The organism is Streptomyces sp. NPDC000594, assembly GCF_040299965.1.
In the GTDB taxonomy this organism is placed as follows: Bacteria; Actinomycetota; Actinomycetes; order Streptomycetales; family Streptomycetaceae; genus Streptomyces.
Genome location: NZ_JBEPCY010000017.1, coordinates 56,998 through 75,432, shown reverse-complemented (window position 1 = coordinate 75,432; position 18,435 = coordinate 56,998). Strand labels below are relative to the sequence as shown.

The window sequence follows — 18,435 nt, the reverse complement described above, 5'->3', positions numbered from 1 at the left end:
GGCCGGGGACGCGGTTCCCGACTCCGCGCCCCCCGCTCCCCCGTCTCATGAGAGGCCGGCGGACAGGTCCCGGCGGCGGCCGGGGGCCGTGTGCGGCCGACGTGCCCACCCCGGCGGACACGGTGGTACGGGCGTGCCGCCGCACCGCTCCCGCGCCACGCGCTGACCGGCCCGTACCCGACCGCACGGCACGTATCCAGCCGCACGGCAGCTGACCGACCGTACGGATGTGTGCCCTCACCCTGCCCGAACGCACCCGCACCGCCGCACCCGACACCAGAGGACCCTCATGCCCTACACCGCACCGCCGCCCTGGCGCACCGTCGTCCTGTCGCCCCACTTCGACGACGCGGTGCTCTCCCTCGCGGGCCTGCTCCCCGAGCTGCCCGGACCGGTCGCCGTCGTCACCGTCCACGGCGGGGCACCCGCCGCCGGAACCCCCATATCCTGGTGGGACGGCTACTGCGGCTTCTCGTCGACGGCGGAGGCGCACACCGAGCGCCTCGCCGAGGACGCCCGTGCCTGCGCGCTCCTCGGTGTGGCGCAGATCGTGCTCGACCACCCCGACAACCCCTACGCCGAGGACGTCGAACTCGCCGGTCTGGAGGCCTTTCTCCGGGAGCTGGCGCCCGGCACCCGGGTGCTGGTGCCCCTGAGCACCCGACAGCGCGACCACCGGACGGTACGGCTGCGGGCCCTCTCCGTCCTCGCGGACCTCGGCGCCCCGCTGCCCTGGGTCTACGCCGACCTCCCCTACACGGGGCACGTCCCTGAGTGGGGCACGGACGACGGGTGCGCGGCGCTCGCGGCCGACATCGAGGTGGGAACGGCCTACCGGGAGCTGCTGCGCGACCACCGGCTGGAGGTCCGGGCCGAACTCACGCTCTCGGACGCGCAGTGGGCGCGCAAGCGTGCCGCCGTCCAGTGCTACGGCTCGCAGCTCGCGGCGCTCGCCGTCGGCCACGGCTCCTTCCTCGCCCGGAGCGGGCCCCTGACCACCGAGCGGATCTGGTCACTGGAGCCCCTGGGCTCCGGGGAATCCGCCGGGTCCGGGGACGCCCCGCGCTGACCCCCGGGCACGAGGGCCGGGCGGGGCGGGCGGGGTGTCAAACCACCTGAAAAGGTGAGACGTTTCCGCCGAGCCGGTGGAACACATCAGGTGACGACTCTCGAAGGAGTGGCTGACAGCATGAACAGACTGCTGCGGAACCTGACGATCCTGGCCGGCTGCACGGTCCTCTGCGGCGCGGCGGTGGCCCCCTCGGTCGCCGCCACGGCCGCACCACCCCGTACCGCAGTGGTGGCACCGCGGGCCCCCGCGCCCGTCGCGGTGGCGCTCTACTGCGGCTACGACAACCGGCAGATTCCGCCCACCATCCGCCAGGGCAGCTCGGGCGACACCGTCCGGGAGGCCCAATGTCTCCTGGAGTACTGGGGCTTCCCGGTCGGCTCGGCGGGTGTGGACGGCATCTTCGGCAGCGCCACCCGCAGCGCCACGATCTCCTTCCAGCGGAGCCGGGGCCTGGTCGCGGACGGGATCATCGGCCCCAACACCTGGCGGGAGCTGCGCGACCTCTGACCCCCGCCCCCGGCGGACACGGCGGCCACGTCCGGCCCGCACGGCCGGGCGGAGGGCCGCCGCTGTCCGTACCACCGGCACCGGAAACCACCCGTGCGGGTGGGGATTCACCGAACTCCGGTGGCGGAGTGCCGGGATGTGCAGGATGGGGCCCATGGAGCATGGGAAGAGGGGACCGCGCCCCGCGCGGCCGGTGTTGGTGCGGGTGCCGGTGGAGCCGGTGGAGGCCGCCGTCGAGGCGGACGCGGTCGACGCGGCGGCCTGGCTCGGCGGGCTGGCGGTCCGGGGAGCGCTCTACGGAGTGGTCGCCCAAGGGGCCGGCGACGGTGCGCGGTGGCGGGTCGTGGTGCCGGTGACCTCCAACTACCCGCAGGAGGCCCGGGAAAGCCTCAACTCGCAGTTGTGGTACCGCGCGAAGGACGAGGCCCGGGACCGGGCGGAACGGCGCGCCCTGCTGGCGGCGGTCGCCCGGCTGGAGACCGAGCGCGTCGACGAGCTGACGGTGTCCGGCACCCGCTACCGCGTCGCCCGTGCCGAGGAGTACGCCGGAACGGGCCCCGGCGGCCTGGAGCAGCCCCGCCCCACCGATCCGGGACCCGACGCGACGGAGTGGGACGGCGCCGAGCCGAAGATCGACGAGGACTTGGTCCTGGATCTCGACGCACCCGTCTCCCCGACCCAGGCGGTGGAGCAGCTGGCACTGCGGGACATGTACTACCTGGACGACGACTCCCCGAAGCAGGCGCGCGACGACGCGCGACGGGCACTGGAGACCCACCCGGACGTGCTCCTCCTGCCCGCCGCGTTCACGGTCGTGGAGGAGGCCGAGGACGGCTGGAAGCCGATCAGCGGTCCGCACATCACCGCGCACGCCGCCCGCAGATCGCTGGAGTTCGTCCTGGCATGGGCGTGGCCCCGGCTGCACGGACTGATCTCCTTCGACGCCCAGCGGGAGACCGACGCCCGGAGCGTGGTCGAGGCGGGAGGCGACGAGGCGGCCGAGCTGGCGCCCTACGCGGCGGCCGCGAACCGCCTGCGCGCGGGCCCGGTCAACCGGGTGGAGCTGGACGGGACCTGGTACCAGATCGCCCGTACCCGCCGCCTGGTGCGGTGGGGGCCCGACGGTCCCGAGGGGCCACGGCCCAGCGACCGCGACGGACAGGAGCCGCTCCAGCTCCACCCGCCGATGGACGAGGACGGCCGTATCCTCCCCGAGGACTGAGCCCACCGAAGGGCCGAAGAGCGGGATGACCGGCTTCCGCCGTAACGCCGCGGGCCCCGGGGCCGACCGCACCGTAACCCCATCGCCCTTTTGTCCAGGGCGAGTTCGAGGGGAAGGCCCCGAATCGGTGCGGTGTGGTGCACCGGGCATACTGGGCGGGTGCTGATCCGGATAACCCCGCGCAGATTAGGCGCCGCCGCCGCGCTGTACGCCGTCTTCGTCGGAGGCTGGTACCTCGGCCAGCCCCTCCCCGATGTCGGCTGCGAGACCTCCGACCCCGCCACCGTGGAGCCGTACCCCGCGTCCGTCGGGGAACCCGGCGCCGTCTCCGACGAGTTCTCCCGGGTGGGTGAGACGATCGAGGACGCCCTCACCGTCGAGCTGTTCGCCACGACGGCGGTACTGCCGTGCAACCCATCGGAGCCCCACCCCCGTCTGGTGGCCTGGGTGATCGGCGACTGGCGGTGAGCGGACCGCCCCGGCGGACCGGGGTGGCGACAGGCGCACCCCGGACACCGCCGGTACGTGATCGGCGGTTGCCCTCGGTCTACTTCGGCATCAGCACGGTGTCGATGATGTAGACATGGGCGTTGGCCGTCCCGACGTTCCCGCACACCACCGAGGCGGTGTCGTTGACCGTGTAGGACCTGCCCGAACCGCTGGTGGTGACCACGCCCTTCTGGAGCGTCTCGAAGGAGCCGTTCGCCAGCTGCTCCGGCGTCACGGCCCGGCCGACCACATGGTAGGTGAGGATCTTGGTGAGCAGCTCCTTGTCGGCGAGGACCTTGGCGAGGTCGGCCTTCGGGATCTTCGCGAAGGCGTCATTGGTGGGTGCGAAGACGGTGATGTCCTCGGCGTTGTTGAGGGTGTCGACCAGACCGGCCCGCTGGACCGCGGAGACCAGGGTGGACAGGGCCGGGTTGTTGGAGGCCGCGGTGGCGACGGGGTCCTTGGCCATGCCGCCGAAGGAACCCGAGCCGTCCTTCGGGACATCGGCACAGGCCGGGCCGAAGGGCTGGTCGCCGGTGGCCGGGGTGTCCACGGGGGTGTTCTCGCCGGCGCCGGACGACTCACCGGCCTGGGCGGGCTTGTCGGCCTTGGCGTCGCCGTCGGAGTCGGAGCAGGCCGCCAGGGAGAAGGGCAGCAGGGCGGCCGCGGCCACGGCGATCACGGTACGGCGGATACGCACGCTGTTCATCGATTCACTCCTTGCAGGGGGTCGATCCCCGGTCGGGGATCGGGGGGAGGGTGGTGCTGCCGGGCCGGCTGCCGGAGTCGGCCCGGTGGTCTGGGGGACGGTCGCCCACGGGACGGTGAGCTGCGGGACGGTGGGCCGGTCGGCTACGCGACGGTGACGAAGACGCTGTGCCAGCCGCTCGCCCCGTCCGGGACGGTGGGGGCGCGGCGCTCGGACTGGACGGCTCCCGTGCCGTCGGTGGCACGGACGGTGAGGGTGTGGCCGCCGGGGGTGGCGTTCCAGCGGCAGGACCACTGGCGCCAGGTGTCGACGGTGTCCTGCGCGGCGAGGTCGGCGTCCCGCCAGGGGCCGTTGTCGATCCGGACCTCGACCCGGGTGATGCCCCGGCGCTGGGCCCAGGCGACACCGGCGATCATGACGGTTCCGGTGCCGGGGCGGGCGAAGGGCCTGGGGGTGTCGATGCGGGACTGGGTCTTGATCGGCGCCCGCCGCGCCCAGGAACGCCTGACCCAGTACGGGTCGTAGGCGGCGAAGGTGGTCAGCTCGATCTCCTCGATCCACTTGCAGGCGGAGACATAGCCGTAGAGGCCCGGGACGAGCATGCGTACGGGGAAGCCGTGGTCGAAGGGGAGCGGCTCGCCGTTCATCCCGACCGCGAGCATCGCGTCCCGCCCGTCCATCACCTCCTCGACCGGTGAGCCGAAGGTCATCCCGTCCACGGAGCGGGCGACCAGCTGATCGGCGCCGCCGCCGCGCGACGGCGGTTTCACCCCGCACTCGGCGAGCAGGCCGGCCAGGGGTACGCCGAGCCAGCGGGCGTTGCCGGTGTAGGGGCCGCCGACCTCGTTCGAGACACAGGTCAAGGTGATGTCGCGTTCGATGAGGGGCCGGGCCAGGAGGTCTTCGAGGGTGTAGGAGCGGGGCCGGGGGATGCCCTTGCCGTGCACCCTCAGCCGCCAGGCCGCCGCGTCGATCCTCGGTACGACCAGGGCGGTGTCGACGCGGTAGAAGCTCCGGTTGGGGGTGATGAACGGGACGATCCCGGGAACCCTCAGCTCTGTTCCGGCCGGGACGGCGGGGGCGGGCGAGGCGGGGGCGGGCAGGGTGAGGGCCGCGCGGGAGGCGGCCGCGTCCCGTCCGCGCCGGCCGGACAGGAATCGCCCCAGCGCTCCGGCTCCGGTGGCGGCCGTGGCGGTGAGGGCCGCCGCGGTGAGGAACCTCCGCCGGCTCCGGCCGCCTCCGGCGCTCTCGTCGTCCCCGGAGGACTCGGTGACGGACGGGGTGGGGGACTCGGTGGAGCACTCGGTACGGGAATCGCTACGGGAATCGGCGGGGGAATCGGCGGGCGCCACCCGACCCGCCAGCACGTACAGGACGACAGCACCCGCCACCGCACCCGTCAGAGAGGGCAGCGCATCCGCGGAGCCCGCCGTGTCGGGCCTGCTCAGGGCGGCGGCGGCACCGACGAACCCGAACACCAGCACCCCGGCCGCACCCGCCCGCCGGTGCCGGAGCGCGAGGAGACCCAGGGCGACGGCGAACAGGGCCAGCAGGACAAGGATGCCCAGCAGGAGGGCGACCTTGTCGTTCTCCCCGAAGGTGCGGATCGCGAAGTCCTTCACCCCGGCCGGGGTCCGGTCGATGACCGCGCCGCCGACCACCGTCACGGGCCCGCTGGCGGGCCTCAGCGCACCGGCGACCAGTTCGGCCACGGCCAGCGCGGTGAACGCGGCCAGCAGACCGGCCGCCGCCGCCGAGAGGACCCGGATCATGGTGTTGCGCAAGCTGCTCACACAGGGCATTCGGCGGCGGCCGCCCGGCGGATGGGTCCCCCGGGTCCGGCTCACCCGAACGAGTGAGACAGCCGGGGGCGGATCCCGGCCCGGCCGCAGCTGGGAGCGGGTGGCGGGGACCAGCGGGCGCGGCGACGCCCAAAGCGGCCCCCCATCCGCCCGCGCGTCCGCTACGAAGAAACGTCAGACACCCGACAGGGAGCCGGCGGAACCGCCCGTACGGGCACTCCGGTCGGCTCCACCGACAAAGGACCAGCATGCGATGGACACCCCGCCCACGGGCGGCCGGCACCGGCCGCCCCTTCGCCCGGCCGCCCCGGCCGGAGCCCCAGTGGTGAACCGACCGCTCCCCTTCGCCGGTACCGGCCCCGCCGGCGGCGGCGACCACACCGACCTCGCCGAGGTCATGCGGCAGGTGGCCCACGGCGACCAACAGGCCTTCGCCACCCTGTACGACGCCCTCGCGCCCCTGGTCTTCGGCATCGTGGTCAGGGTGGTCCGCGACCGTGCCCAGTCGGAGGAGGTCGCCCAGGAAGTCATGATCGACCTCTGGCGGCAGGCGGCCCGGTACCGGCCCGGGGCCGGAAGCGTCACCGGCTGGGCGGCCACCATCGCCCACCGCCGGGCCGTGGACCGGGTCCGCTCCGCCCAGGCGGCCGCCGACCGGGAGCAGGCGCAGGCCGCCCGTGAGCACCACACCGCCTTCGACGAGGTCGCCGAGGAGGCCGAGACCCGTCTGGAGAGCGAGCAGGCCCGGCGCTGTCTGCGCGGGCTGACCGAACTCCAGCGCCAGGCGGTGACCCTGGCCTACTACGGGGGCCTGACCTACCGTGAGGTCGCCGAGGCCCTGCGCACACCACTGCCCACCGTCAAGACACGCATGCGGGACGGGCTCATCCGGCTCCGCGACTGCATGGGGGTGACCACATGAGAGACCACGCGTCCGATGTCCACAGCCTGGCCGCCGCCCATGCCCTCGACGCCCTGGAACCCGCCGAGCGCGAGGTGTTCACCGCCCATCTGCGGTTCTGTGAGGCATGCCGGCTGGAGGCCGCGGAGTTCGCCGCCACCGCCGCCCGGCTGGCCGCCGCCACGGCCCGGACTCCCCCGGCTTCCCTGAAGCCGCGGACCCTGGCCGCCCTCGACGGCGTACGGCAACTGCCGCCGCAGGTACGCACCGTGCCGGCGGCCCGCTTCGCCGGCCCGCTGCGGCGCGGGGGCACCGCCCTGATGCTGGCCGCCGGGCTGGCCGCCGCCGCCTCGTTCGCCGGTCTCGCCCTCTGGCAGCACCGGGAGGTGGAGCGGTCCGAGGTACGGGCCCGGGAGGCCGAGCGGCGCCTCGACGACATCGGCACCGTTCTGGCGGCTCCGGACGCCCGCACGGTCCATGGGCGGACCGGTGACGGGGCCCTCGCCACCGTGGTCGCCTCCGACCGCCGGAACAAGGCCGTCCTCACCGTCTCCGGTCTGCCCGCGCCGGCTTCCGGCCGGACCTACCAGCTGTGGCTGGACCATGACGGCACCCTGCGTCCGGCCGGGTTCCTCCGGGGGGACGGCTCGGTCCTCATCGACGGCGACCCCGCCGACGCCACCGCGGTCGGGCTCACCCTGGAACCCTCCGGCGGATCCCCCCGGCCCACCACGGCTCCCCTGCTGCTGCTCGCGCTGCCCGCCTGACGGCACCGCCCGCGCCGGACCGTACCCGCCGGACCGCAGGCGCAGGAACGGGCTCAGGGTGTGGGCTCAGGGGTGTGGGCTCAGGGTGCGGGGACGACGCGCAGGACGGTCACCGTGACGACGGAGGCGCTCACCTCGTAACGGACGAACGCGACCCCGGCGACGGTGGCCTCCCGCCGGTCGTGGCTCTCCCCCACCTCGGCGGATCCGCAGCCGTAGGGCTCCCGGGCGATGGCGAGGAGGCCGGTGTCGAAGACCTTGCGGGCCTCCGGTCCCAGGGCGTTGCGGCCCGCCGCGGCGGGGTCGGTGAAGGCCAGCCGCAGGGCACTCACCCGGCGCTCCGGTACTCGTCGGTGAGGTCGTCGGGGAAGGTGACCCCGGTGAAGTCGCCCTCCCGGACCCGGGCGACCAGGGCGTCCTCCTCGGCCTCGTACCCGGTGGGGGCCTTCATCAGCCAGCGCGCCAGCAGCATCGGCAGATCGCCGACAGCGGTGGTCTCCGCCTCCGCCGTGAAGGTCGCGCGCAGCTCCGCGGGCAGGGCCTCGCGGACCCCCCGGATCGTCGCGGGCACCTCGACCGGGCCCCCGGTGGTGTACATCGTCAGTGTCTGGGTCATCGCCCTCCGCCTCACCTCCCGGCGGCCCGCCGTCGGACCCGCCTCCGGGGCCGCCAGGCTACGCGCAACGGCAGGGGCCGGGGCGCGGATCCGGCGGACCGGGCCGTCAGCGGGCCCGGGCCGCCGGGGTCAGGCGGACCTCGCCCACGCCCAGCAGACCGAGGAGCGGCACCCTGGCGACGCGCTGGTCCGGGTCGACCTCCAGCCCCGAGTGTCGGATCAGATCCAGGAGGAGTTCGGCCAGCGGCATGACCATATGCCGTCCCCAGCACCGCTCCGAGGAGTGGCCGAACGGCAGATAGCCGGGTGCGGTATCGGGATCGAGGTCGTTCCAGCGGTCCGGGCGGAAGGCATCCGGGTCGTCCCAGAGAGCCGGGTCCCGCTGGGAGAGCAGCGGCAGCAGGAGGAGGTCGTCCCGCTCGCCGATCCGGCCGTCGACGGCCGCGTACTCGGGGGAGGCGTTGCGGAGGATGTTCCAGGAGGGCGGCAGCAGCCGCATGGACTCATGGATGATGTTCCGGTTCGGCGTGCTGTCGTCGAAGGGGAATCCCAGCCAGAGCGCGTTGGCCACCAGGGTGGAAACGGTGAAGCAGACCGGTGCGGCGGCCCTGCGGTACATGCCCATGGCGTACCGGCGTTCCTGGTAGCCCGTGGCCTGGGCCACGCGGGTCGCGAGACCGGTGAGGTCGTCGCCCGGACGGGGCCGGCCGGGCAGGGCCGCCCCGAGCGCGACCACGGACCAGGTGAGTTTGGGGGTGAGTTCGAGGTTGCGGCTCATCAGGAGGCGCAACCGGTAGGGGTCCCGGCCGAGGATGAGGTCGCGCAGGAAGTAGTGCCCTGTCAGGGGCCAGGGCCCGGACAGGTCCACGTCCTTCGGCAGGGGGTTCCCGAGTGCTTCGCGTACGTCGTTGCCGATGGTCCGCATGACCGCCGATGCCTCGGTCCGTGGTATCGAGCGCCCGAGCAGTGGCTTGAACGTGGGCCGTTCGGTGTCCCTGGCACGGCGTGCGGCAAGGATCCGGTGGGTGACCTCGTGCCCCGCTATTCCGATGGTGTCGGATTCCAGCCGGAACACATCCTGACCCAGGTGGTCGTCCAGGAGGGCGGCCAGTCGCGGAGCGAACTCGGTGGTACGTACATGCGGCGGCGATGACGTGGGCATGGATTCTCCGGAGGAGTTCGGGGCGGGACATCGCCGTCCGGCCGGACAACGGAAAGCGGAAGGGGTACGACCGGACGACGATGTCAGCCCGGCTTCAGGGCCGGGATTTCGGCTATCAGGTCCAGATGTACCAGGCGTACTCCTTCAGGCTTTTGTTCGGTGTGACCTTCTCGCGCAGGGCGAAGAGCATCTTCCTCATGGCACTCCCTTTCCGTGGGACGGGTGGCACGCGGGGCCCGTTCCTCGCCGGTGCCGATCGCTTGCCGGTGACCCCGTGATGCTTCCCTGGCCTGGCCATTGGCTAATCCATGAATCCTTTTCAAGGATTTCCCGGATGGCCATTTTCTGACTTTACAAAAACACCGTCGCCGATTTGACGGAGGCTCAATTCTTCGGTTTGCCATGCTTCAGCCGCTGTGCGGAGCGGCACAGGTTGGCCGAATGCCTACGGGAATCCGGGGCACGTGTCACCGCCCTGCCGGGCTCATGGGCCAGAGGTGTCCGGGGTGGAGGCACTGCAACCGGGGGCCGAGGGGTTCTCGCCGGGCCCGGCTCGGCGGGGGCGGGATCCCGGGTCCACCGGGCTCCCCGCCCGTCGACGGATTCCCCGGTGGAACCGGCGAGCCGTACCGAATTCGATGCTCAGCCGCGAATGGTGTCATCATCTTCCATTTCCGGCCATCCGGCTGTCAGCATCTGCGCACGTCACCACATGGGGACCAGATGAGGAGAAAACATGGCAATGCGCAGACGGGCCGGTTCCCTCGCGGCCCTGGCTCTCGCCGTCCTGCTGACGGTTTCCTGCGGGCGCTCGGACCAGGGAGGCGGTTCCACCGCTCCGGACGAACCGGCCGTGGGCGCACAGGCGGCCGATCTGCTGCCGGCCGATCTGCGGAGGAAGGGCGTCCTGCGGGTGGCCACCGCCGTCGGCTATCCGCCCATGGAGATGTACCGGCCCGGCACCACCGAGCTGACCGGTGTCGATCCCGATCTGGCGCGGGCCGTGGCGGACCGGCTCGGGCTGCGGCTCGAACTGACCAACTCCGCCTTCGACGGGCTGATCCCCGGGCTGAAGTCCGGACGGTTCGATCTGGTGATGTCCTCGATGACGGACAGCCCCGAGCGCCGCCGGGCCGTGGACTTCGTGGACTACTTCCGCACCGGCGGCGTGGTCATGACGGAGAAGGGCAACCCGGAGGGCATCAAGACCCTGGCGGACCTCTGCGGCAAGGCCGTCGTCCTCGCCAAGGGCAGCTCCAATCTGGACATCGGCCAGAAGCAGAACGCCCGGTGCGCCGAGAGGATGCGGATCTCGCAGAGCGAGGACGCCCCGACCGGGCTGCTCCAGCTCGACAGCGGGCGGGCCGTGGCGACCATCGTGGACTATCCCGTCGCGATGATGTTCGTGAAGGAGAAGGGGAGTTACGAGGTACTGCCGAAGCAGTACGGCACGGCACCCTGGGGCATAGCCGTGGCGAAGGACAACAGCGGTCTGCGGGACGCCGTCCGGCAGGCGCTCCAGGGGCTGATCGAGGACGGCGGCTACCGCAGGATCCTCGACTCCTACGGGGTCGGCGGCAGCGCCGTCGCCCGGGCCACCGTCAACGACGGCCAGTGAGGCGGGGAAGCACCGATATGACCCGGCTCAAAAAAGACGCAACGAACACGACGGCCGTGGTGCGCGAGGCCGCTGACGGTGACGGCCTCGCCCTCAGGGTGACGAGCAGGCCGCGCCCGGGGCGCTGGGTGGCCGTTCTCGCCGCCCTCCTCCTCGCCGTCTGGCTCGCCTGGACCGTCATCGTCAACCCCCATCTCCACTGGGACATCGTCGTGGAGTACCAGTTCGACGACCGGATCCTCAAGGGTCTGTGGGTGACGGTCCAGCTCACCCTGGTCTCGATGGCCGTCGGTATCGCCATCGGGGTCCTCATCGCGGTGATGCAGCTCTCCGAGAGCCCGGTGCTCCGGGTGGTCGCCGGCGCCTACACCTGGTTCTTCCGGGGCACTCCGCTGCTGGTCCAGCTGATCTTCTGGTTCAATCTGGCGCTGCTGTTCCCGGTGATCGGCATCGGCGTCCCCTTCGACGGCCCCAAGCTGGTGGAGTGGCAGACCAATGCGGTCATCACCGGCTTTGTCGCCGCCCTGCTCGGTCTCTCCATCAACGAGGGCGCCTATATGGCGGAGATCGTGCGCGCGGGCATCCAGAGTGTGGACCCGGGCCAGCGCGAGGCGGGTGAGTCGCTCGGCATGTCCCACCGGCGGGTCCTCACCCGGGTCGTCCTGCCGCAGGCGATGCGCGTGATCATTCCGCCGCTCGGCAACCAGTTCATCTCCATGCTCAAGACCACCTCCCTGGTCTCGGTGATCGCCGGGTCCGACCTCATGACCGTCTCCCAGCATCTGTACCTGGCCAACTTCGAGGTGATCGCGCTGCTGATGGTGGCCTCCCTCTGGTACCTCGCCCTGACCACCGTCGCGAGCGTCGCCCAGCACTTCGTGGAACGGCACTACGACCCGGGGGCCGCGTCGATGCGGCGACGGGTGCTGACCAATCTCCGGCCCGGCCGCACCGCCAAGGGAGCCACCGCGTGAGCGACATCGTCCTTCAGGCCCGTGGCGTACGGAAGCGCTTCGGTGACACCGAGGTGCTCAAGGGCATCGACCTCGATGTCGCCGCCGGGGAGGTGCTCTGTGTCATCGGCCCCTCCGGCTCCGGCAAGTCCACCCTGCTGCGGTGCTTCAACCATCTGGAGAAGATCGACGGCGGCCGGGTCCGGGTCGGCGGCGAACTCGTCGGCTATGAGCCGCACGGATCCTCCGGGACCGTGCTGCGCGAGCGGCGGCCCCGGGACATCCGGCGGCAGCGCGAGCGCATCGGCATGGTCTTCCAGCGCTTCCATCTCTTCCCGCACCGCACGGCGGTACGGAATGTGATGGAGGGTCCGGTCGTCGTCAAGCGCCGCCCCCGGGCGGAGGCGGAGCGGCAGGCCCGGGAACTCCTCGCCCGGGTCGGCCTCGCCGATCGCGCGGACCACTACCCCGCCCAGCTCTCCGGCGGCCAGCAGCAGCGCGTCGCCATCGCCCGTGCCCTCGCCATGGAGCCCACCCTGATGCTCTTCGACGAACCCACATCGGCCCTCGATCCCGAACTCGTCGGTGAGGTCCTCGGCGCCATGCGCGACCTGGCCCGCAGCGGGATGACGATGATCGTGGTCACCCATGAGATGGGCTTCGCCCGCGAGGTGGCCGACCGGGTCCTCTTCCTGGACCAGGGGGTCGCCGTCGAGGAGGGCAGCCCCGAGCAGATCTTCGGCGACCCGCGGCAGGAGCGCACGCGGGCCTTTCTGTCGACGGTGCTGTGATGCGCGGCCCCGTGCTCCCGCCGGAGCGGACCCCGGCCCCGTCCGCCCGCAGGCCCGTACCCCCTGTCCACCCGCCCGTACCGCCGGTCCGCCGGACCGGAGGTGACCCGGCCCCGTACTCCGGCCGGACCGTCCATGACCTGCTCCTGCGGGGCGGCACCCTGGTCGACGGTACGGGGGCGCCCCGCCGGGCGGCCGATGTCGCCGTCACCGACGGGCGGGTCACCGTACTGCCGCCCGGCGGACGGCATGAGGCCGCCGAGACCGTCGACGCGTCCGGACAGGTCGTCGCCCCCGGCTTCATCGATGTGCACACCCACTCCGACGCGCTGGCCGCGCACCACGAGGACCACCGGCCGGGCGTCGGCGGGCCCCGGGAGGAGGCGATGGCGGCGCTGCGTCTCGCGCCGCTGCTCCAGGGGGTGACGACCGAGATCGCGGGCAACTGCGGCAGCAGTCTCTTCCCCGCGCTCCCGGAGCGGCTGCCCCGGCTCGCCGAGCACCTCCGGGTCGTCTTCGGCCTCGGCCCCGTACCGCCCGCCGAGGACTTCGAGGCCTTCGCCGCCGGACAGGATCCCGCCCGGCGCCGTACCCATATCGCCTCGCTCGTCGGACACGGGACCCTGCGCGCGGGGGTGCTGGGCTTCGCGGACCGCCCCGCCACCGACGCCGAGCTGCGGGCCATGTGCGCGCTCCTCGACCGGTCCCTCGCCCAGGGCGCAGCCGGGCTCTCCACCGGGCTGATCTATCCTCCCGGCGGATACGCGGACACCGGCGAACTGGTGGCGCTCGCCGAGGTCGCCGCCCGTCACGGCAAGCCGTATGTGACCCATCTGCGCGATGAGATGTCCCAGGTGGAACGGGCGCTGGAGGAGGCGCTGGAGATCGCCCGCCGCTCCGGCGCGGCGCTTCAGATCTCCCATCACAAGACGGCCGGGCGCCAGGCCTGGGGTGCCACCCTGCGGACCCTGCCCCGGCTGGAACGCGCGCGGGCCGAGGGGATCGATGTGCTGTGCGATGTCTACCCGTACACGGCGGGCAGTACGGTCCTGCACGCCCTGTTGCCGCCCTGGGTGAACGAGGGCGGCATCCGGGCCCTGCTGGAACGGCTGCCCGGGCCCGAGGTCCGCGACCGGATCCGGCGCTCCATCGCCGAGGGCGTCGACGGCTGGGAGAACACCGTCGGCAACGGCGGCTGGGATCTGATCTCCGTCGCCGCCGCGCCCCGTCACCCCTCGGCCGAGGGCCGGCGGATCGCCGATCTGGCGGGCTCGCGGGGCGTCGACCCGGTGGAGTACGTCTGTGATCTGCTGCTCGCGGAGGACGGCGAGGTGACCATCATCAGCCACTCCATGCGCGAGGACGACGTCCGCCGGGTGCTCGCCAGCCCGCTGGCGATGATCGGCTCGGACGGGGTGCCCAAACCGGGCCGTCCGCATCCGCGCTGGGCGGGCAGTTTCGCCCGGGTCATCGGCCACTACGGCCGTGACCAGGGCCTGTTCACCCTGGAGGAGGCGGTGCACCGGATGACCGGGCTGCCGGCCCGCCGGTTCGGTCTGACCGGGCGGGGCACGGTCCGGGACGGGGACCGTGCCGATCTGGTCGTCCTCGACCCGGACGCGGTACGCGACGGGGCCACCTTCGACCGGCCGCTGCTGGCGCCCGAGGGCATCGGTACGGTCGTGGTCGCGGGCCGGGTCGCCGTGCGCGCCGGGCGGCCCACCCGGGAGCGGGCCGGAGAGGTGGTGAGGGTGGTATGACGCTCGCCCGTGTCGCGGCGGCGGCCCGCAGCGCCGCCGCGCTCCCGCTGGTCCTCGGGGTCGCCGCAATCGATGTGGACGACGGCCGGAGTGTGGGTGTCGACGACACCACCGTCCTGCCGGTGGCCTCCGCCGCCAAACTGCTGCTGCTGGCGGAGGTCGCCCGGCGGCTGGACAGTGGTGAGCTGTCCCCCGGACAGCGGGTCGCCGTCCGGGAGGAGGACATCACCGGGGGCACCGGTCTGCTCCGCCGGCTGGGCCGGGACGGCTGGACGGTCGAGGACCTGTGCTGGCTGACCGCCTCCGTCAGCGACAACACGGCGACCAACGCCCTGGTGCGGCTGGTGGGTCCGGAGGCGACGGCCCGGCTCGCCCGGGGCCTGGGGATCGGGGCGCTGACCCTCCACGACCGGGTCCGTGACAGCCGTGGTCCGGACGACCCGCCGCTCTTCGCGACCGGCACCGCCCGCGCGCTCGCGGAGCTGGTCGCCCACGCGGTCCGGGGCACCCTGGTCTCGCCCGGGGCGTCCGAACGGCTGCTCCGATGGATGCGGTCCGGCACCGACCACGGCCTGGCACCCGCCCTCGTCGCCCACGACCCGTACGCGGAGTGCTTCCCCGAGCCGCTGCCCGGCGGGCTGCTGGTGGCCAACAAGACCGGGACCGACCGGGGGGTCCGCGCGGACGCGGGTGTCTTCATCGGTGAGCGCAGGATCGCGTACGCGCTGGTGGCGCGGTGGGACACCGCGCTGGGGCGGAGTACGGAGCGGGCCGCGGTCCATGCCGTGCGCGAGGTCGGACGCGCGCTGGCGGAGTGTGCGGGGCTCCCGGGCGGCGGCTGACCCGGCGCCCCGGGCCGCCGGGGAGGTGGGTGCCTGTCAGGCCCACTGGGCGCCCAGCAGGGCACCCACCTCCCCGGCGGCCGACCGCAGATCGGTCAGAAAGGCCCGGAGCAGCGGGTTCTCGTTGGTACGTCGGGTGGCGACCCCGATCCGCCGGTGCAGCTGGGGGTGGTCGAGGCGCAGCACATGCACCCCTGTCGTGTCGCCGAGGCCCAGCGCCGGGACCAGGGCGATGCCCATGCCCGCGCGGGCGAGGTTGATGGTGACCTGGTAGTGGTCGCTGCGGCAGCGGACCCGGGGCAGAAAGCCCTCGGAGGCGCAGGCGCGTTCCAGGACCGGCTCGCCGCTGGTGCCCCCTCGGGTGCCGATCCAGCTCTCCCCCTCCAGCGCGGCCAGCCGGACCACGGAGCGCCGGCCCAGCCGGTGCCGCAGGGGCACCACGATCAGCTGGGGCTCGTCGAAGAACATCTCCACCTCGGCCGCGGTCTGCCGGCACCAGGGGTCCAGCGGATGCTCGAAGACGACCACCGCGTCCAGCCGGCCCGCCTCCAGATCGGGGAGGAGGTCATGGGGCTGGCCGAGGATCAGCTCCAGCTCCGCGTGGGGCCGCCCGGCGGCGAACGCGGCCAGGGCCCGGGGCAGCAGCTCCAGCCCCGCGGAGGCGAAGAACCCGAGCCGCAGCACCCCGGCCTCCCCGGCCGAGTGCCCCCGCAGGTCGTCCTGGGCCACGGCCATCAGGTCGGCGATCCCCTGCGCGTGCTCGGCCAGCCGGCGGCCGGCGGCGGTCAGCCGCAGGCTCTGCGGGCCGCGCTCCACGAGCGCGACCCCGACCTCCTGCTCCAGCCGGGCGAGTTGGTGGGAGACGGCCGAGGGGCTCAGATGGAGTGCCCCGGCCGCCGCGACGATGGTGCCCTTGCGGGCGATCTCCAGGAGGACGTGCAGACGACCACTGTTCAGCATCGCGCCAGGTTAGGCGGTGGCCGGATGGCGTGCGGTGACCAGGTCGGCCCGGTGTGCCCGCGGCTCCGTGCCCGGGGCGGGCACATCCAGGCGCAGCAGGTCGTCCTCGGTCTCCCGCCGTACGACGAGCCGGGCCTCGCCGTCGCGGACGAAGACCACGGCGGGCCGGGGCAGCTTGTTGTAGTTGGAGGCCATGGCGTAGCCGTACGCCCCGGTGACCGGCGTCGCCAGCAGGTCGTGGACGCGGAGATCGGCGGGGAGCGCGGCGTCGTCGATGATCACGTCGCCGCTCTCGCAGTGCTTGCCGACCACCCGGGCGCGCAGGGTGCGGTCCGCGTGGGGCGCACGGGGCAGGAATGCCTCGTACCGGCCGGCGTAGAGCGCGGGGCGGAGGTTGTCGCTCATCCCGCCGTCGACGCTGACATAGGTGCGGATACCGGCGATCCGCTTGATGGTGCCCACCCGGTACAGGGTCAGCCCGGCCCGTGCGGTGATCGCCCGGCCGGGTTCGACGGTCACCTCGCCGCGCCAGCCCGCGTTCCGCGCGGCGGTGTGCACCCCGGCCGCCCAGTCGGCGAAGGAGGGGACGGTCTGCCCGGCCTCGTAGGCCACTCCGAGGCCGCCGCCGACGGTGAGTCCCAGGACCCCCGCTCCGACGGCGAACCGGGCGACGGCGGCGGCGCCGTCCGCGAGCTGTGCGGCGTCGAGGACCTGGGAGCCCACATGGGCGTGGACGCCCTCCAGGATCATGGCCGCCGACTCCCGGGCCCGGCGCACGGCCGTCCCGGCGTCGCCGGTGGCCAGCCCGAACCCGAACTTGGAGTCGGTGCCGCCGGTACGGATCGCCTCGTGCTCGCCGGCCGCCACACCGGGCGCGATCCGCAGCACCACGGGCTGTGGGGCGATCCCCGCCGTGGTGTGGAGGCGCTCGATCCGGTCCATCTCGTCGAAGCTGTCGACGACGATGTGCCGTACCCCGGCGGCCGCCGCCGCGAGCAGCTCGGTGTCGTTCTTGTTGTTGCCGTGGAGCACGATCCGGTGGCCCGGTACGCCCGCGTGCAGGGCCACCCTCAGCTCGCCGCCCGAGGCGACATCGAGGAGCAGCCCTTCCTCGTGGGCGAGGCGGGCCATGGCGGTGCACAGGAACGCCTTGGAGGCGTAGGCGACCCGGCCGGGTCCGAAGGCGGTGACGGCCTCCCGGCACCGCTGCCGCAGATGCTCCTCGTCGTACACGAAGAGCGGTGTCCCGAAGACGCGCCCCAGTTCCGCGAGGGGAACACCGCCGACGGACAGTCCCGAGGGGCCGTCCTCGGCGGTGAGGGGGAGCAGATCCGGGGAGATGGCGGTCGTCATGGCTTCTGGTTCCTCCTGGTGACGGACTCGGAGCCATCCTCGGTCCTCGGCGAAGGAGACCAAAGCGGATTCTTCCGGGGGTGAGCATCGAGAAATCCGATGCTCGCCCGGCCGACCCGGCCCGGCGCGGGGCAGGGGTGGTGTGCGGGGCCGTGGTCAGGCGCCCGGGGCCGTCCCGAGGGCCGTGTGCTCGGCCTCCTCCAGCCAGCGGGTGTACCAGTTCCGGAAGGTGACGGGCCGGCCCTCGGGGTCCAGGAGGGGTTCAAGGTCGGCGTCGTCGGCGCGCGGGTCGGACCAGACGGTGCCGCGATGGGGACCGCTGACGATCAGCCACTCCCGCAGGGCGCAGCCGAGATGGCTGATCACGATGGCTCCGGCGGTACGGGCGGGGCCGAGGAAGATGTCGTACCACTGCTCCTCCCAGGCCTCGTACGCCGTCTCGAAGGCGTCCTCGTCGTCGTACTCGTCCTCGTCGGGGCGCTCGGCGCGCAGCCGCTCGACGGCCTCGGCGGCGGGGTGGGGGCTCCCGGGGAAGGGCAGGGCGAGCAGGGAGGTTTTGGTCATGTCCGCGCCGTCGCCTTCCCACTGCCAGCGCTGCTCCGCGTACCGTACGGGGAAGAGGCCGTAGGCGGGGCCCGCGCCGCCCGCGCCGACCCGGGTGAGGAAGGTCCGGTACTCCTCGGGCAGCTCGACCCCGAGCTGCGCCTCCAGGTCGGCGAGGTCGTCCGCGGACAGGGGGTCCGCCAGGATCCAGCCGTGTCCATAGGCTCCGAAGACCTTCCCCGCGGACTCCCGTGCGCCGAGTTCCGCGACGCGTTCCCGTATGCCTGACCACCACTGATCGCTCATACGGGGAGCCTACGGCGGCCCACTGACAGCGGAGCGGCGGCCGGGGCGGGCCCGCCCCGCTG

Annotated in this window: 20 protein-coding genes; 11 read left to right on the top strand and 9 right to left on the bottom strand. The window is 73.1% G+C overall.

What is annotated here, in order from left to right; all coding sequences use genetic code 11:
• Window positions 1-289: 289 nt before the first annotated feature.
• From ABT354_RS23015 to ABT354_RS23000, 4 genes are all read left to right on the top strand, one after another.
• Window positions 290-1,069: a PIG-L deacetylase family protein gene (locus ABT354_RS23015; RefSeq protein WP_351496745.1), complete on the top strand. Its 780-nt coding sequence runs from the start codon at window positions 290-292 to the stop codon at window positions 1,067-1,069.
• Between the two features lie 120 nt (window positions 1,070-1,189).
• Complete coding sequence (locus ABT354_RS23010; protein WP_351496743.1) at window positions 1,190-1,579, top strand: peptidoglycan-binding domain-containing protein; 390 nt, start codon at window positions 1,190-1,192, stop codon at window positions 1,577-1,579.
• Between the two features lie 154 nt (window positions 1,580-1,733).
• A complete protein-coding gene (locus ABT354_RS23005) occupies window positions 1,734-2,801 on the top strand; it encodes a DUF5954 family protein (RefSeq protein WP_351496741.1) in 1,068 nt (355 codons plus the stop codon).
• 159 nt (window positions 2,802-2,960) lie between these two features.
• The gene (locus ABT354_RS23000) at window positions 2,961-3,269 is read left to right on the top strand and encodes a hypothetical protein (RefSeq protein ID WP_351496739.1); all 309 of its coding nucleotides are present in this window, start codon (window positions 2,961-2,963) and stop codon (window positions 3,267-3,269) included.
• 79 nt (window positions 3,270-3,348) lie between these two features.
• Here ABT354_RS23000 and ABT354_RS22995 read toward each other — a convergent pair whose 3' ends face one another.
• Both ABT354_RS22995 and ABT354_RS22990 read right to left on the bottom strand, forming a co-directional pair.
• A complete protein-coding gene (locus ABT354_RS22995; protein WP_351496737.1) occupies window positions 3,349-3,999 on the bottom strand; it encodes a fasciclin domain-containing protein in 651 nt (216 codons plus the stop codon).
• Between the two features lie 143 nt (window positions 4,000-4,142).
• Complete coding sequence (locus ABT354_RS22990) at window positions 4,143-5,801, bottom strand: molybdopterin-dependent oxidoreductase (protein WP_351496900.1); 1,659 nt, start codon at window positions 5,799-5,801, stop codon at window positions 4,143-4,145.
• A gap of 325 nt (window positions 5,802-6,126) precedes the next feature.
• On the opposite strand from ABT354_RS22990, the gene sigK reads away from it, so the two are divergent.
• Complete coding sequence (gene sigK, locus ABT354_RS22985; protein WP_351496735.1) at window positions 6,127-6,723, top strand: ECF RNA polymerase sigma factor SigK; 597 nt, start codon at window positions 6,127-6,129, stop codon at window positions 6,721-6,723.
• The gene (locus ABT354_RS22980) at window positions 6,720-7,469 is read left to right on the top strand and encodes an anti-sigma factor (RefSeq protein ID WP_351496733.1); all 750 of its coding nucleotides are present in this window, start codon (window positions 6,720-6,722) and stop codon (window positions 7,467-7,469) included. The genes sigK and ABT354_RS22980 overlap by 4 nt, the downstream gene beginning before the upstream one ends.
• A gap of 80 nt (window positions 7,470-7,549) precedes the next feature.
• Here ABT354_RS22980 and ABT354_RS22975 read toward each other — a convergent pair whose 3' ends face one another.
• The 4 genes from ABT354_RS22975 to ABT354_RS22960 form a co-directional block, all read right to left on the bottom strand.
• Window positions 7,550-7,801 carry a hypothetical protein gene (locus tag ABT354_RS22975; protein ID WP_502983479.1) on the bottom strand — a complete coding sequence of 84 codons (252 nt, stop codon included), beginning with the start codon at window positions 7,799-7,801 and terminating at the stop codon, window positions 7,550-7,552.
• Window positions 7,798-8,085: a hypothetical protein gene (locus ABT354_RS22970; RefSeq protein ID WP_351496731.1), complete on the bottom strand. Its 288-nt coding sequence runs from the start codon at window positions 8,083-8,085 to the stop codon at window positions 7,798-7,800. The genes ABT354_RS22975 and ABT354_RS22970 overlap by 4 nt, the downstream gene beginning before the upstream one ends.
• A 106-nt stretch (window positions 8,086-8,191) precedes the next feature.
• A complete protein-coding gene (locus ABT354_RS22965) occupies window positions 8,192-9,247 on the bottom strand; it encodes a cytochrome P450 (RefSeq protein WP_351496729.1) in 1,056 nt (351 codons plus the stop codon).
• A gap of 115 nt (window positions 9,248-9,362) precedes the next feature.
• Complete coding sequence (locus ABT354_RS22960) at window positions 9,363-9,437, bottom strand: tryptorubin family RiPP precursor (protein WP_351496896.1); 75 nt, start codon at window positions 9,435-9,437, stop codon at window positions 9,363-9,365.
• Between the two features lie 546 nt (window positions 9,438-9,983).
• On the opposite strand from ABT354_RS22960, the gene ABT354_RS22955 reads away from it, so the two are divergent.
• The 5 genes from ABT354_RS22955 to ABT354_RS22935 are packed head-to-tail and all read left to right on the top strand — an operon-like array spanning window position 9,984 to window position 15,211.
• A complete protein-coding gene (locus ABT354_RS22955; RefSeq protein ID WP_351496727.1) occupies window positions 9,984-10,865 on the top strand; it encodes an ABC transporter substrate-binding protein in 882 nt (293 codons plus the stop codon).
• Between the two features lie 59 nt (window positions 10,866-10,924).
• Window positions 10,925-11,839 (top strand): amino acid ABC transporter permease, encoded by a 915-nt coding sequence (locus ABT354_RS22950; RefSeq protein WP_351496725.1) that lies wholly within the window; start codon window positions 10,925-10,927, stop codon window positions 11,837-11,839.
• Entirely contained in the window at window positions 11,836-12,609 is a 774-nt protein-coding gene (locus ABT354_RS22945) for an amino acid ABC transporter ATP-binding protein (protein ID WP_351496723.1), read from the top strand. Before ABT354_RS22950 ends, ABT354_RS22945 begins: the two co-directional genes overlap by 4 nt.
• The gene (locus ABT354_RS22940; protein ID WP_351496721.1) at window positions 12,609-14,369 is read left to right on the top strand and encodes an N-acyl-D-amino-acid deacylase family protein; all 1,761 of its coding nucleotides are present in this window, start codon (window positions 12,609-12,611) and stop codon (window positions 14,367-14,369) included. Before ABT354_RS22945 ends, ABT354_RS22940 begins: the two co-directional genes overlap by 1 nt.
• Window positions 14,366-15,211, top strand: coding sequence for a serine hydrolase (locus ABT354_RS22935; protein WP_351496719.1), 846 nt, complete (start codon window positions 14,366-14,368; stop codon window positions 15,209-15,211). Before ABT354_RS22940 ends, ABT354_RS22935 begins: the two co-directional genes overlap by 4 nt.
• Window positions 15,212-15,247: 36 nt before the next feature.
• Here the strand turns inward: ABT354_RS22935 and ABT354_RS22930 are convergent, their stop codons facing one another.
• The 3 genes from ABT354_RS22930 to ABT354_RS22920 form a co-directional block, all read right to left on the bottom strand.
• Complete coding sequence (locus tag ABT354_RS22930; protein WP_351496717.1) at window positions 15,248-16,171, bottom strand: LysR family transcriptional regulator; 924 nt, start codon at window positions 16,169-16,171, stop codon at window positions 15,248-15,250.
• 9 nt (window positions 16,172-16,180) lie between these two features.
• Complete coding sequence (gene lysA / locus ABT354_RS22925) at window positions 16,181-17,524, bottom strand: diaminopimelate decarboxylase (RefSeq protein ID WP_351496715.1); 1,344 nt, start codon at window positions 17,522-17,524, stop codon at window positions 16,181-16,183.
• Window positions 17,525-17,680: 156 nt separating this feature from the next.
• Window positions 17,681-18,373: an SMI1/KNR4 family protein gene (locus ABT354_RS22920; RefSeq protein WP_351496713.1), complete on the bottom strand. Its 693-nt coding sequence runs from the start codon at window positions 18,371-18,373 to the stop codon at window positions 17,681-17,683.
• Between the last annotated feature and the right edge of the window lie 62 nt (window positions 18,374-18,435).